Origin of the sequence: Prevotella sp. (assembly GCF_051059605.1) — a bacterium.
Classification (GTDB): Bacteria; Bacteroidota; Bacteroidia; order Bacteroidales; family Bacteroidaceae; genus Prevotella.
The window spans coordinates 1,612,736-1,628,359 of the sequence record NZ_CP050883.1 but is presented as its reverse complement, the minus strand read 5'-3'; the positions used below and the strand labels follow the sequence as shown (position 1 = coordinate 1,628,359).

Genomic DNA, 15,624 nt, shown 5'->3' with positions numbered 1-15,624 from the left:
GTATATCAGATTACATGTTTTCGATTCTATCGAATTACATAATACGCTCTGATTCTGGTTTGTAATCATCAGGATATTTATTTAATCGCATCATCTGATACAACTCTTATAATGAGATGTTTATGGGATTTCAATAATGATAATTTGTTTAACAATATTAATAATATTTATAGCTTGCTCTCTTGTTAGTGTTAAAAAAATGATATACTTTTACTGCCGCTAAGAAACATCTTTTTGCAAAGAAAAAATATTGTTTAATATGATGTTTTCATTAAGCAACTAAAACCACGACATACATACCTATGCCGATGATAATTCATGAAAAAAGTATAATCTAATTAATAGAGAAATTATCAATAAATCATGATCAAATCTAAAATCAGAATTGCGATACTATCATTGGTCGCAATGAATGGATTGCTTGCAAGCGAAGCTCACGCTGGTAATCCGCCAGAACTAAAACCAGGAGTGGACTATCCTGCAGAAATTGAAGATCCACAGTGTTTGGGAATAAACAAAGAACCTTATCACGCAACATTGATCCCTTATGGTAATTTGCAGGAAGCATTGGCTGCTAATCGCCACGCGTCATCTTACTATCGTAACCTTAATGGGTTGTGGAAGTTTAATTGGGTAGCTAGTCCTGAGAAACGTCCTGTAGACTTTTATAAAGAGGATTACGACGTTTCTTCATGGAAAGATATTCCAGTTCCTTCAAACTGGGAAGTACAGGGATATGGAACTCCTTTTTACAGAAATAATGGATATACCATTAAAAAGGATTTTCCGCGTGTGATGAGTGAGCCTGACAAATATTTCACAGCTTACAAAGAACGCAATCCTGTAGGAAGCTACAGACGCGATTTTGAGGTTCCTGCTAACTGGACAGGAAGACGCATCTTCGTAACTTTTGACGGAGTTGACTGCGCTTTCTTTATATGGGTGAACGGTAAGAAGGTTGGATACAGCGTGAACAGCAGAAATGCGGCTGAGTTTGATCTTACAAAATACGTGAAGCCAGGAAAGAATATGATGGCAGTAGAAGTATATCAATATAGTTCGGGTACATGGCTTGAGGATCAGGATATGTGGCGTTTGCATGGCATATTCAGAAATGTATCTCTTTGGAGTGCACCACAACAGCATATTCGTGACTTCTTCGTGAAGACAGATTTGGATAAGGAGTATAAAAACGCTACTCTTGACGTGATGGCTAAAATTAAGAACTATGGTGAAAAGGGTGGGAAGAAACAAATTCTCACAGCTACACTCTATGACAAGGCGGGAACAGAAATAGCTAAAGGAAACGTTGCTGGAAAAGAACTTGGGGCAAAGCAGGAAGAACAGCTTAGCATGAAGTTGAACGTTGAAAATCCTGCTAAGTGGACTGCAGAAACTCCAACCCTATACACACTTGTTTTGACAGATACTGAAGGCGAAATCATCTCATCAAAAGTTGGATTCAGAAAGATTGAGATAAATGGACGAGTGATGACCGTAAATGGTGTTCCTATTAAGCTGAAAGGTGTGAACCGTCATGAACATTGGTCAGACGTAGGTCACGCAATAACAGAAGAACAGATGATACGTGACTTGCAGGTGATAAAGCAGGGTAACTGTAATCATGTGCGTACTTGTCATTACTCTGACGATCCACGATGGTATGAATTATGCGACGAGTGGGGAATATGGTTGGTTGCTGAAGCTAACTGTGAATGTCATGGATATGACCATCGTTTTGATGAAGAACCAACAATGAAATCTGCCATCATTGACCGTAATGTTGCCAATGTGGAGAACTTTAAAAATCATCCAGCTATATTAATGTGGTCGCTTGGAAATGAATGTGGAGGAGTTGGCTCAAACTTTGTGGCTGCAATGAAGAAGGTGAAAGAAATTGACCCAACAAGATTTGTACATTATGAGAGATTTGGAATTGGAGCTAACAACCCTGCTGATGTAGACGGAAGAATGTATGGTACTCCAGAAGATTTTGCAAGAATTGCTCACGACAAGAGTCTCACAAAACCTTTCTATATCTGCGAATATGCGCATGCAATGTTTAACTCAATGGGTTCGCTTGCTGAATACTCAGAGGTGTTTGATAACAACCCTGAGATTGTAGGTGGAGCAATATGGGAATATCAAGATCAGGCTTTGTGGAACAAGAGAGACCCTAACCACCCAATATTAGCTTATGGAGGCGGTTTTGGAGAATTCCCTAACGACCACTACTTCATTCATAAGGGTGTTGTTTCTTATGACCGTGCAACAGAAGGAACTCACGTGAAACCACATTATCCAGAAATGAAGAAGGCATATCAATGGATTAGTACAGATTTCTTGGAGCCTACATCTGGACAGATAAGGATAAGAAATAAATATCAGTTTATTTCTCTTGATGGAGTAGAGGCTTCATGGAGTTTATCTGAAAATGGAAAGGAAATAGCTAATGGTAAATTGCAGTTGCCACATATTGATGCAAGAAGAGATGCATACGTGAGAGTGCCCTATAAATTGGATAATATAAATCCTAATGCTGAGTATTTCCTGCGAATTTCATATAAGCTTAAGGATGCAACAATATGGGCAGACAAAGGATTTGAGATAGCATCAGAACAATTCAAACTTCCGATGAATACGCCTCCTGCATTTGAGAACAACTCAAAGATACCTATTAAAGTGAGTCAGAATCCTAAATCTGTAAATGTAACAGGAGAAAGTTTTGCACTTTCATTTGATAAGCAGAGCGGATTACTTAGTAAAGTGGAGAAAAATGGCGTAAACATCTTAGCTAAAGATGGTGAACCCAAACTTCATCTGTGGCGTGCCGCTCATAGAAATGATGATATGTGGGCATATGGTCAATGGAATCGTTTTGGAGTAGACAGTCTCAAATATTCGTTGGTAGACATGAAAGTTGTGCCTGTTGACAAATACTCTGTTAAGATTATTTCGACTGTTAAGGCAGAAGGAAAACAGGGTTTTGGAGCATATCACACAGCTACCTATCTTGTTAATGGCGATGGCGATGTGAAGGTAGATAATAAGATTCAGTTTACTGGCTTGTGCATTAATCTGGCAAGAATAGGAGTGCGCTATGAATTTGATAAGAAGTTTGACCACATGACTTATTTTGGTCGTGGTCCTATAGAGAACTACGCCGACAGAAAGACTTCATCTGATGTTGGTCTTTACACTCTTGACGTGAACAATCAGTATGAATATGAAAAGCCAATGGAGCATGGTAACCATGAGGAAGTGCGCTGGGCTAGATTCAATGGTAACGGAATGCCTTCTGTTATGTTTAAATCAGATAGTAACTTGATGCAGGTTTCTGCTTTACCTTACACTGATGAACAGATGCAGAATGTAGAATACAAGATAGATTTACCTGCTAGTGAAGCAACTGTATTTACATTGGCTACAAAAACACTGGGAGTTGGTTCTAACGGATGTGGTCCTCGTCCTTTGGATAAATACATGGTGTGGTCTGATAATACAGAATTCAGCTACACATTGCAATTACTGAAATAACAAGGCTAACTTGTAAATATGACAAATGGCAGCATCAATATAGGTGCTGCCATTTGTATTTATGAGCGTTGATTAAATCAATATAATGATTGCAAGGATTTAATAAACGTATATCTTATAGTCTTTCATTGCTCCAGGAGCATCTTTCTCAGCTCTTGGTAGTTGTTGGATACCAGAGATAGTCTGGCTGCTTCCTAAGTCAATTACCAATAGGTGGGGGAGAGCAGTACCCTTTACAGTCTGCCAATATGTAGACTCCTGTAAGTCGAAAACCTTATCACCAAGATGATTACCAGTTTCGTTCTCACTATCTGCATATTTTGTTGTCCATGATTCACGTGATATGCGGTTACCGTCAGCATCAAGAGCATAGAGTTCGGCAATAGCTAAGACGTCATCACCAGTTTGTGTTGAATTGCACTGTATAGCAATATAGCGACCCTTTGCTGGAGTGTCAAACTTTACAGTCTGCCAACCATTACCTGCGTTCATGCTGCCTTTAGCAACAGGAGTAGTAGAATTAAGGTCTGGACGGTTGCCTGGAGCATTATGCTTGTTGGTCTTCTCTAATTGCAATTTGTTAAGTTCAGGTGTGTCCTGTCCCCATACAACTGGTTGCTTAGGTCCAACAACATCAAGAACGATGATTTCGTTTTTACCCTTCTTCAACCAGCATCCTGGCATGTATAATGTCTGCTGAGGACCGATACTCCAGAATCTTCCCAAGGCATGTCCGTTTACATATACCTGACCTTTACCCCATGTCTCCATGTTAATGAAAGAGTCACCAGTTTTGCTAAGATTGAAATAACCACGATAATATCCACGATTACCCATAACTTTGTCTGTAGCGTGCTGACTAATCTTACTCAGTGCTTTTTCCGCTGTGTTGCAGTCGTCTGCAATCTTAGCAGTCTGCCAACCCTTCAAAGTATATGTAAGAAGATGATTACCATCATTTGTATCGATTGTTACATCCTTAGTGATACCTTTGTAGTCTTTTATGGCGCGTCCGAAGTTGATACGTCCCATAGCCTCAATAACGATAGTCAGTTTGTCGCCTTCGTTTACAGCTGGTAAAGAGATGCTCTTCTCATTCTTCACGCGGTCAATGCTACCAATATATTTATTGTTGATAAATACTTGTGCAAAGTCGTGACAATCATTAATATAAAGTGTACTTGGGTTTGCGATAGCAGGTAGTGTATTGGTATATACCATAGAGCCCCATCCCATGTCTGCAGCCTCCATTGTGAGGTCGTCGCCATTGTTAACGAAAGAATCGCAGCCGTTAATAAGCGGTGAGAATTCGCTCAGTCTTATCTTTGGAATAGAGATAATCTGTGCGATAGGTTTAGGAACAGCAGGAAGTTTCTTACCGTCGTTGTATTTCTGCATCATGTTACGCAGTTCCCAGAACTTAGGTGTAGTCAGTCCTGATTCGCTTATCGGTGCATCGTAATCATAAGATGTTACGTCTGGCGCAAATCCAGGACTGTTGGCACCAGCCCAGTGTCCGAAACTTGTTCCTCCGTGAGTCATATAGAGTGAGAATGATATACCTTTAGACAACATTTCGTCTATACCATCAACCATATCCTTTGCAGGACGTGTCTCATGGCGTGCACCCCATTTGTCAAACCATCCACTCCAGAATTCAGAACACATCTTAGGAGCATCTGGACGAAGCTCAGATAGGCGCTTAAACTGTTGGTCAATATTTGCACCAGTTCCGAAATTCATTGTCCATACAAGGTCGTCAAGTCCGTTTTTCTCAAAGTTACTAGACCAGTCACACTGGAAAAGGGCCACCTTGTCAAATCCCGAACTTTTAACGATGTCGCGTATCTTAGAAACGTAAGGCTTGCTTTCGCCATAAGAACCATATTCATTTTCAACCTGAACCATAATAATAGGTCCACCGTTCTGAATAGTTAATGGAGCAAGCTGTTCACCAACTTTCTTCTCAAACAATTTAACTCGTTCGATGAAATAAGGATCATCCTCACGAAGTCTTATATCTTTTTTCTTCAGCAGCCACCAAGGTAGTCCCCCCATTTCCCATTCTGCACATACGTAAGGTCCAGGACGTACGATGACATACATACCGTTTTTCTTAGCCAATTTACAGAAGGCAGCTATATCGTTGTTGCCTGTGAAGTCGAATTGACCCTCACGCTGTTCGTGAATGTTCCAGAATACGTATATGCAGACTGTGTTCATGCCAAGAGACTTGCACATTTTTATTCTGTTATCCCAATATGCATGTGGTATTCTTGGATAGTGGATTTCGGCTGCCTTAACAACAAAAGGTTTCCCGTTTAGTAGAAATGTTTTTTTCCCTACAGTGAAGTCACCACCCTTTGCACTAATCGTAGTTGCAGAGAGAGATAACAGTAGGGTAGCAGTAATGAGTTTGATGCTGCGTGATAGTTTCATTATAATATCTTTTTATTTAGTTATAAACGTTGTTATCGAGCATGGCTCTAACACAGACTCGCCTGTAGATGACCCTACAGGTTTGAGGTTTTCGCCAGTAACATCTGATGTGCGGTATAATAGCCATGATGTTTTATTATCAGGCAATGGGAGAGTGATGCTTCTTGATTTCTCTGAATAGTTGATGAACACAACTACCCAGCTTCCGTCTGCATTTCTGTAGGCAGAAGTCATAACCCCGTAAGGTTCTGTCTCGCCATCTTTTACCTTGACATTTTCTTCATTTGTTACATTGATGTCGTAGCGTTGTGCTTCTGGGCGTATGAAGCGGCTATAGTTGCCTATAGACCACATCAACTTTGAGTCAATGGCTTTTCCTGTTTTCCAATTGTCGGCACTTAGAACTCTGATAAGTCCATCTTTATAGTCGCCTCCCATAGAACGCCACCATGACCAACTTTCAGCATTACCGTATACTAGGTCGTGGTGAATTACGCGGGCAACATATAATCCTGTGCGCATAGAGTAGTCAAAATAGCCACCTCCTCCAATCTCTTCATCATTGCTCATGATGCACAACTCTGTTTGCCAATAACGTAAATTATACAATTTTAGTGTGTCGCGAAGGCTTTCTCTTATCTCTCGCATATATTTTACTGGAGTATTTGTCCAATAACTGTGTGCCATAATCACATTAGGCACTCCATACGTATTGCCCAAATATGTCGCTGTGCTGTCTTTAGAGAAGAAAGTACGTATTTGATTAGCTCTTTGCCAACTAGTCATGTGAGTGCCAAGCAGACATCTTATATCACTGCTCTCATCAATCATGATATTGGTAGAGATATGGTCTTTGCTAAACTCCTTGCTAATAGCCTTTGTTAATTTGGCAACCTCTCTGTTAGTGGCAGGAGAACCCTCTTGCTTCGGACCTAACCAGTTCCAATGACCATCAGGTTCATTCACTGGGCACAGGTAATCAAAGTGTATGCTATCGTGCTTTTCTATACCCTTCATGACATTTGCCGCAAACTTTGCTACTTTATTGTAGCTGTCTTCACGTAGATTCAAATCTCCGCCACGACCAGTGTTCGTAGCAAGTCCATTCTTAGTAAAATAGACCGGAGAAGAATTCATGAAAGCAAGGAAATGCTTAACTCCACGTTGTTTTGCCAACTTTAGGAAGTTGCGCTGTCCCTGTTGTTTGTTCCAGTCATATTTGCCATTAGGCTGAAGGAAACACTCTGTGCGTGTGCCAGAGTTGATTTGTGAACTGTCTCCTTGCTCATAACTACCCGCACCAAGATTAAATCTCCATACAGAAAGACCAATACCTTTGGGTTGTCCATTGATATCGTTGTCTGTGCTGAAAAGCCAATCAGCTATTTGATTCTGCTGTTTTTCAGGCCATAAGCCTGTAAACTGCATGCTCCATGCATCAGATGCACCAAAGTGCATAATCTTTTGCATAGGCTTGTCGGTTTCTATTTTGTATATGTTATGTTGAGCGCTAACGCCTAAACTGAATGATATTATAATACCAGTGAGAATAGAAAGTTTCTTCATCAATATTATTTCTTAATAAGTTTCTTACCATTGATAATATATATACCAGGCTCTAGAGAGTTATACTTATCTGCAGAGTCAGCGACCTTTTGTCCGTTGAGGTTATATATACCGTTATCAGCCTTAGTTGAATCACTCTTTACATTATTAATACCAGCAGTAGTATCCAAATCAAATGTGAAAGTGACAACAGAACGTGCAGGGACAGTAATACGTGATGTAGGATCAGTGATAGTCTCGTCACATGTAAGGTTGTTTGTCGCATCAGTTGTATACTTCTTTACAGACGAAATAGTCTTAGCAAAGTTGTCAGCGGCTAGTTTAACTCCCTTAGCTACAGCGTTCATATTTACGAATACAGCAACAACTTTCTTTCCGTCAGGAGATACGTATGCACTTCCCATGAGAGAGTTGATATCACCATCACCACTAAGAGCGATGCGCTTGTATCCAGGACGAACAAAACGGCTGTAGTTACCAAGAACCCAAAGGTTTGATGTTGCAGTTACTGTACCACCTGTATTCAAGTTACCATAACTTTCGTAAGTGCTGTTGTCAGCAGTAGCATTTAATCTTATTAGTTCAAAGCGGTTTTTCTGAGCATACATAGACTGAGCCATTGCTGTCCAGTATGACCATGAAATGAAGTTGCCTTGTGTCATACCGATATGTATCAGTTTGCCCATGAATAGAGCTATATCCATATCAGAAGCTTCTTCATAAGATGCAGGGAAACCAGTATCTGTACTTGGAGCAGCATCAAGCATACTCCATTCTGTCTGCATCACGTTTAGCCCGTATTTAGCAGCAGCGGCTGCAACATTTTCTCTCGTTGTTGTAAGGGCGGTGTTTGTTGTGAATGTCCAGTAGTCATGTCCGGCAATAGCCTTAGCCACATGACTTAAATCACCTATATATGTATCAGTGTTTGTTTTATTCCAAAAAGCCTCTATCTGATTTGATGCACGACCGCTATAATCGCTGCGAGTCTCATAAAGTCTGTCAAGTGAACTAGCCTCAGGCATGATAATCTGTGTAGATAAGTTACGTGAAGTAAGAGATTTGTCAAGTTCGCGTACAAGCTTTGAAATCTCAGTGTTCTGCCAAGGAGAACCTTCCTGACCGTCTGTCCAGTTAAATGCAGGTTCGTTTACAGGGTCAATATATTTGATGTTGTATCCGTTCTCGTTGAAATGTGCAGCCACATTAGCTAGAAATTCAGCAAAGTCATCATAGCTGTCTGCCTTCAGGTTAGCACCCGATGCATTGTTTTTATTGTTGGCAAGTCCGTTAGCAGTGAAATATACAGGAGCGGAATTAGAGAACAATAGGAAGTTGTCTACTCCATATTGTTTAGCCTGCTGCATGAAATACTGTTGTCCAGAAGATTTGTCCCAGTTGTATGTTCCGTCTTTAGACAAGAAGCAATCAGTGCGTCTTGTTGCATCACTGATATTGCTTTCGCTACCTTGGTCTGCACTACCGGCACCAATGTTAACACGCCAAACAGACAATCCTATACCTTCAGGGGCTCCGTTTGAGTCGAAGTTCTGACTGAACAGCCACTTAGCAGCTTGTGATTTCTGTGCGGTACTGAAGTACTTGCCAACATAGTCGGCAGTCCAGCAGTCAGAAGCACCGAAATCAGAAATAGTCTGATAGGTGGTAGTTGGGTCCATGGTAATTGTGAATGTAGACTGTGCCTTGACAGTGAATAGAGATACAGCTAATAGTATGCTTAGGTAAAATCGTTTCATACAGTTGATGTTTTAGATTTGAATAAATATTTATAGGGACTTGCGCCAGAAATAGCGCAAGTCCCTAATGATATCATTAATTAATAGTTAGGGTTCTGTTTGATAGAACCGTCGCTCATAATAATTTCAGAGTTTGGAATAGGGAATAGTTCATCACGGCCATTCACAAAGTTGTAACCCTTGTTAGAGTTCTCGTTTTGATTGGTTGTTTCGTATGGATCGGTGCTCTCAACTAAGTTATAGTGAACGAAAGTACCGTTAGGTCCCATAATATTCTCAATGGCTTTCTTACCATTATCGTCATTCCAACGTCTTAGGTCATATAGACGATTATCTTCCAATGCTAGCTCAAGACGGCGCTCCTTGCGGATAGCATCTCTTAGAGCAGTTCCACTAGAAGTTACATCGCTCAAATTCACACGCTTGCGCACTGTGTTAAGTGCTCCACGAGCTTCTACGTCATTGCCTAAAGCATTCTCAACCTCAGCATACATCAATAAAACATCGGCATAGCGAAGAAGACGATAGTTTAGGTTGATATGTGGTCCGTCATAAGGAGAAGGACGCTTAGCGATTGGAATAAACAGTTTCATGTTGGCACGTGCACTCTTGTGCTTGCTAGGAGTAATTAGATAAGGATTATCTTTAGTCCAAGTGTTGTCGTTAGGCACGTAAGTTTGGTTGTGGTGCAGGATAGTCCATATCTCGCGGATAGAGTCACCCTCGTCCTTGTAAGCCTTGTCAAGGTTGCTTGAAGGAAGGCCCCATGACCAACCTGAGTCGTCACGTGAACCAACTACGACAGAAAGGCGCTCACCAAGATTGTAAGACATTGTACCATTAGTCTGAATTTCAAACAAAGACTCAGCACTATTGTTGTGGTCCATGCTCCATACATCACCGAAGTTGTCAAGAAGTTTGTACTCTTTGCTGCCGATAACAGCATTTAGTTGAGTTTCAGCTTCCTTATACTTCTCCTGATATAGATATATCTTTGCAAGAATGCCTTGTGCGGCACCCTTTGTAACACGACCAAGATCAGCAGAACCGTATTGGCTGCGAACAGGAAGATCAGGAATAGCCTCTAGCAAGTCTTTCTCGATGAAAGCATAAGTATCCGCAGCGCTAGCGCGCTCAATGCCCTTAACCTCACTAGGCATCATAAGACCTTCGATCAAAGGCACGCCTCCGAAGTTCTTAACCAAATCAAAGTATTGGAAAGCACGCAGGAACTTAGCCTCTGCAATATAACGCTTTCCAAGAGCAGCGTCGTTGAACTTTACGTTAGGAATCTTCTGTATTGCGATGTTGCACTGTAGAATACCCTTATATCTGTACTGCCAGAAGTTCTGGCAAGAGTTACCAGCCTGAACAGTGTTGCCTGAATAGTGAGCAAGGTGATAGTAATCACCTGGATCTTGTGTGGTGTTACCCATCCACATGTCATCAGTACACATATCTGCAGCATCATACATCTTATAAATCTGCCACCAATCGTCACAGGCGATACCTTGGTAGCAACCAATTACCTGCTTTGCACATTCATCCTCAGTTGTGAAGTAATTTGCCATATCCTGTTGACCGAGGATAGGTTCATTGAGGAAGTCTGAACAGCTGCTGAAACTCATTGTGAGTGCGGCTGCGGTCATTGAAAGACCTAATATGTAATGTTTCATATTATTTTATATAAAAGATTAGAAGTTTACATTCACGCCGAATAGGATAGTACGTGGATTAGGATAACCAGACCAGTCGATACCTGTTTCTGTTACGCCTCCTTTACCTCCCAGAGATGCTGTTTCTGGGTCCATGCCAGAATACTTTGTGATAGTGAACAAGTTCTGTGCAGATAGTGAAAGACGTACGCTGCAAAGACGAAGTACGCTCTCAGGGATCGTATATCCAATCTGAAGCAACTTGCAACGGAAGTAACTACCGTCTTCAACGAAGTATGATGAAGGACGTGTGTAGTTAAGGTTGGCGTCGTTGACAGACAGACGAGGATACTCGTTTGTTGTGCCTTCTCCGTGCCATGCCTTGTCAAGAGTGCCTGCCCATACGTTTGATCCATTCTGACCGAAGTAACGCTCACGGTTCAGGTTGTAGATATCATTACCGAATGTTCCGTAGAACTGTGCCTGAATATCCCAACGATGATATGATGCGTTAAGGTTTACACCTAACATCAAATCTGGGAATGGATTGCCAATATAAGTCTTATCCTTCTCGTCGATAACGCCATCGTGGTTAAGGTCCTTGTAGCGGAAGTCACCAGGTTGAGCGTTTGGCTGCATTGATGTTCCGTGTTCGTTAGTGTAAGAAGTAACTTCTGTCTTATTCTGGAATATACCGTCAACAACATATCCGTAGAACTGGCTGATAGCCTTTCCTTCTTCGTTACGAATGATAAAGTCACCATTGTGGCTACCCATATAGATATAGTTACCGTTTAGGTTTACAGCCTTGTTCTTTACAGAAGAAAGGTTAAGACCTACACCATATTTAACTTCGCCAATCTTATCGTCCCAGTTGAAACCAAGTTCCCAACCAGTAGCCTTCATGCTACCGATGTTTTCCCACATCTGACCGTTCCACATAGGATAGCCAAGAACAAGAAGGTTATCCTTCTTCATAAGCATGTCGTGGCTCTTCTTTGTAAACCAGTCTGCTGTTACGCGAAGACGATTCTGAAGGAATGCCATGTCTACACCAATATTGTAATCCTCTACAGTTTCCCACTTAACATTTGTGTTACCGATAGATGCTACTGAAGAACCAATAGCTATCTGATTTCCGAAAACGTAACGGTTTGTATTGATAGCACTTGTATATGCAGAGTTGTCGATATTCTGGTTACCAACCTTACCCCAGCCAAGACGAAGCTTCAAATCATCAAATATTTTCTGGTTTTTCATGAAGTTCTCTCCACTAACACGCCAAGCTCCACTTAATGATGGGAATGTAGCATATTTGTTTCCTGTAGTGAACTTAGAAGAACCGTCAACACGGATACTTGCTGTAAGATAGTATTTCTCATCATAGTTGTACATTACACGACCAAGATAAGAGATAAGAGAACTATAAGTATTGCTTCCGCTAACCTGCATGTTGTCTGTACCTGCACTCACATAGCGCATTTCTTCAACATTTGAAGGAATCTTATCGCGGCTACCCTCAAGATAGTAATCCTGAAAACGCTCCATGGTATAACCAGCCATAACGTTTAGATTATGTTTCTTGTTGAAGGTATTCATATAGGTAAGGGTATTTGTCCAGTTCCAGTCTACCCAGTTTTCCATTCTGCGTTTTGCGGTGCTTACTGCTGCTTGCTCAAGATTGTCAATGTGGAAATCAGGAGTGTATTCATCAGATAGACGGAAACGGGCGTTCATACCAAACTGAGTGCGGAATGTCAGTCCCTTTATAGGATTGATGCTTATCCAAGGAGTTGCAAGAAGTCCGTATTCATCAGAATGTTTGTCAAGACGATTCATTGAAGCAACAGGATTCAATGTTTGGTTGTTGTTAGAGCGTGCATAGTTGCTGTATGGGTTTGATGTCCATAGGCTTTGGTCACGCATAACTGGTGTTGTAGGGTCCATAGCCATAACAGATCCAATTAGGTCAGGAGTGTCATGCCAGTTCTCGTATTTAGGAGTAAAATCTACACCTGCCTGTACAATCTTGTTAAAGTTGTATTGCATAGAGAAACGAGCTGTAATCTTCTGCCAGTCACCAACTTTGTACTGTGAGTTCTGACGGAAGTAGCCTACACTTGCTGAATAAAGCAACTTGTCTGTACCACCAGAGAAACCGAAGTTGTAGTTCTCTGTAATAGCAATGTCACGCATAGTCTCATTCCACCAGTCAGTTCCCTGAGCATTAGTGATGTTAGCTATACCGTTGTAAGGTGCAGTCTGGTTATCGTTTGTATAACGAGTCTTGAATACCTGTTCGTATTCAGAAGCACCTGCTACATCTGGCTTCTGCATAGTCTGAAGACCTACAGTTGCAGACGCTGTAAACTTAGTAGCGCCCTTAGAGCCTTTCTTTGTAGTGATAAGAACAACACCATTACTACCACGAGTACCATAGATAGCGGCAGCAGATGCATCTTTCAATACCTGCATGCTCTCAATATCGTTCTGGTTTAGGAAGTTGATGTTTGTACCTACTGGCATACCATCTACAACGTAGAGTGGGTCAGAACCGTTGATAGTACTTATACCACGTATGATTACGCGTGGTGTGCTACCTGGACCTCCTGAATTTGTAATCTGAACACCGTTTACCTGACCTTGAAGAGCATTCATTACATTACCTGTAGTTAGCTTCTCAAGTTTGTCACCTTTGATAGCAGAAATACTACTTGTGAGGTCGCTTTTCTTAACGGCACCGTAACCGATAACGACAACTTCGTTAAGGTCTGATACGTCGTCTTTCATCACGACGTTGATAACGCTGCGTCCTTCAACACCAACCTTTGCTTTCTGGAAACCAACCATACTAATTTCTATAGTGGCATTCTTGTCAGCATCTATAGTAAAGTTACCGTCGATATCCGTTATAGCAGCTGTCTTGGTTCCTGCTACCTTTACATAGGCACCCATAATAGGTTCCTTATCTGCAGCGGCAGTAACCTGTCCTGTAACCTTTACGCTTTGGGCATGAAGTCCAAGGGTAAGGATAGAGACAAATATTATTAAAAAATATCTTTTCATATTTTATATTGTTTGTATATAATAATGTGAATTATTTCACTAATACGAAGCGACTGCGTAGCAATGCATAGTCGAATTCGAATAGGTAAGTTCCGTCTGCTGGTACAGTAACAGTAACCATGTTATCACCACCGTTCTTTACGTTAGCTTCGTTCTCTGCAGAACCGTCGAAACGCCAGAATGGTTGTGGCCACCAACCCCACCAGTGAGTTTGTGTAATAGTGAATGAAATCTTTGTACCCTTAGTAAGAGTTGCCTGACGATAAAGAAGGTAAGGATTTGTCTTACTCTGAGTAAGGATAAATTTGTTATCGCTCTGGTTTGTAGTCCAGTTTCCTGCATTAGGCAAGCCTGTTCCTGCAAGACATATCTGTGCTGGTTGGTCACCACTACCATCATTAAAGTTGACAGTCTGTGTTCCGTCAAGAACCATGCTAGGAGTTGTAGGAGTCCACGTTTTTACATCGTATTCACCTGTTACAGTGTTGAATGTAATTTCATAGTATCCAACAGTTTTAAGTATGATAGGTGTACCAACAGAAGGATTACTTGTAAGCAAACCTGTGATTGGGTCTTCACCGAAGCAGATAGGCTGGAAGTCAGTCTTCTGGGGGATGAAGCGGATAGGAGTGTTAGCCTTTTCATTGTAATAATGTGCAGTGTACTGGTATTTGCCAGTATGTTCAATTAGCATTGGCACACCATAAAGGTCTGAATTTAAATCAGCAGCCTCAGTAACATCAGCAAGATACATCTTATCAAAGTCAGGAAGATCGCTTACCTTGATAGTGCTTGTTGTTGTAGTAAGGTTACCAGCGGCATCAGCAACTGTAATAGTCATTGCGTAAGATGCTTCTTTTGTTGGCATGTCATAAGACTTACTCAATGTGTATTTAGTTCCACTGATACTAATACTGTCATGAGTGTTAAGGTCTGGGATTGATACAACAATGTATCCCAAATTTTTGTTATCCGTTACTGTTGTGTTCAGTGTCAGCTTAGGATTTTGAAGCAGCACTGTTAATTGTGAAGATGGAGCAGTTGTAAATACAGGGTTAGAGAAATCTCCGTCTGTAGATACCGTCAATGTTTGTGTGGTGGTTCTTCCACCTACGTCTTCCACTGTAATCGCTACAGGGAATGATTCTGTACCTTTCCAATCCTTGTTACCTTTGTAAGCATAACTAAGGTTGTAAGTGTGAAGTAATGAGTCTGGATGATATTCCAGCAAATCAATAGTCTTGTCGAGGTTCAGTCCCTCGTTTACAAGGCGGATAGATTTAATTCCGTCTGCATCTTTTGCAACACCCGTAATTGTGAAGTCACGTCCGGGTTCTGTCTTGAGTTGTGCGGAACTAAGTGTAAGAGTTGGGGCTTTACCATCAACTGTAGGATAGTCGTCGTCGCTGCTACATGATTGCAGAGACAAACCCGCTATTACGGCGAAGGCACAAATAAGTAACCTCCTTAAGTAATTAGGTTTAGTTGCCATAAATAAATTAGGTTATAGTTATATAAAAATAATGTTTACGCAGCAAATTTAACATGCAGTAACGATAAGCATACTCATAAATCGTTCAATAAGGTTCTCAAATCGTTCATTG

7 protein-coding genes are annotated in these 15,624 nt (G+C 41.1%); 1 reads left to right on the top strand and 6 read right to left on the bottom strand.

Annotated features, from left to right (window positions below; all coding sequences use genetic code 11):
• The first annotated feature begins 363 nt into the window (after nucleotides 1–363).
• A complete protein-coding gene (locus tag HEQ28_RS06605) occupies nucleotides 364–3,537 on the top strand; it encodes a glycoside hydrolase family 2 TIM barrel-domain containing protein (protein WP_434504351.1) in 3,174 nt (1,057 codons plus the stop codon).
• A 99-nt stretch (nucleotides 3,538–3,636) separates the two neighbouring features.
• Here HEQ28_RS06605 and HEQ28_RS06600 read toward each other — a convergent pair whose 3' ends face one another.
• The 6 genes from HEQ28_RS06600 to HEQ28_RS06575 all read right to left on the bottom strand — a co-directional run bounded on the left by HEQ28_RS06600 (nucleotide 3,637) and on the right by HEQ28_RS06575 (nucleotide 15,512).
• On the bottom strand, nucleotides 3,637–5,976 hold the full coding sequence (locus HEQ28_RS06600; protein WP_434504350.1) for a beta-galactosidase: 2,340 nt from the start codon (nucleotides 5,974–5,976) through the stop codon (nucleotides 3,637–3,639).
• 12 nt (nucleotides 5,977–5,988) lie between these two features.
• Nucleotides 5,989–7,542, bottom strand: a complete 1,554-nt coding sequence (locus HEQ28_RS06595) for a glycoside hydrolase (RefSeq protein ID WP_434504349.1) — start codon at nucleotides 7,540–7,542, stop codon at nucleotides 5,989–5,991.
• Between the two features lie 5 nt (nucleotides 7,543–7,547).
• The gene (locus HEQ28_RS06590; protein WP_434504348.1) at nucleotides 7,548–9,299 is read right to left on the bottom strand and encodes a glycoside hydrolase; all 1,752 of its coding nucleotides are present in this window, start codon (nucleotides 9,297–9,299) and stop codon (nucleotides 7,548–7,550) included.
• A gap of 80 nt (nucleotides 9,300–9,379) precedes the next feature.
• Nucleotides 9,380–10,975 (bottom strand): RagB/SusD family nutrient uptake outer membrane protein, encoded by a 1,596-nt coding sequence (locus HEQ28_RS06585; protein ID WP_434504347.1) that lies wholly within the window; start codon nucleotides 10,973–10,975, stop codon nucleotides 9,380–9,382.
• A gap of 18 nt (nucleotides 10,976–10,993) precedes the next feature.
• Entirely contained in the window at nucleotides 10,994–14,020 is a 3,027-nt protein-coding gene (locus HEQ28_RS06580; protein WP_434504346.1) for a SusC/RagA family TonB-linked outer membrane protein, read from the bottom strand.
• A gap of 31 nt (nucleotides 14,021–14,051) precedes the next feature.
• The gene (locus HEQ28_RS06575; protein WP_434504345.1) at nucleotides 14,052–15,512 is read right to left on the bottom strand and encodes a hypothetical protein; all 1,461 of its coding nucleotides are present in this window, start codon (nucleotides 15,510–15,512) and stop codon (nucleotides 14,052–14,054) included.
• Between the last annotated feature and the right edge of the window lie 112 nt (nucleotides 15,513–15,624).

Coding starts and splice junctions, on each gene's coding strand:
- HEQ28_RS06580 (WP_434504346.1), bottom strand. CDS start 14,020: ATGAAAAGATATTTTTTAATAATATTTGTCTCTATCCTTACCCTTGGA.
- HEQ28_RS06585 (WP_434504347.1), bottom strand. CDS start 10,975: ATGAAACATTACATATTAGGTCTTTCAATGACCGCAGCCGCACTCACA.
- HEQ28_RS06575 (WP_434504345.1), bottom strand. CDS start 15,512: ATGGCAACTAAACCTAATTACTTAAGGAGGTTACTTATTTGTGCCTTC.
- HEQ28_RS06590 (WP_434504348.1), bottom strand. CDS start 9,299: ATGAAACGATTTTACCTAAGCATACTATTAGCTGTATCTCTATTCACT.
- HEQ28_RS06605 (WP_434504351.1), top strand. CDS start 364: ATGATCAAATCTAAAATCAGAATTGCGATACTATCATTGGTCGCAATG.
- HEQ28_RS06600 (WP_434504350.1), bottom strand. CDS start 5,976: ATGAAACTATCACGCAGCATCAAACTCATTACTGCTACCCTACTGTTA.
- HEQ28_RS06595 (WP_434504349.1), bottom strand. CDS start 7,542: ATGAAGAAACTTTCTATTCTCACTGGTATTATAATATCATTCAGTTTA.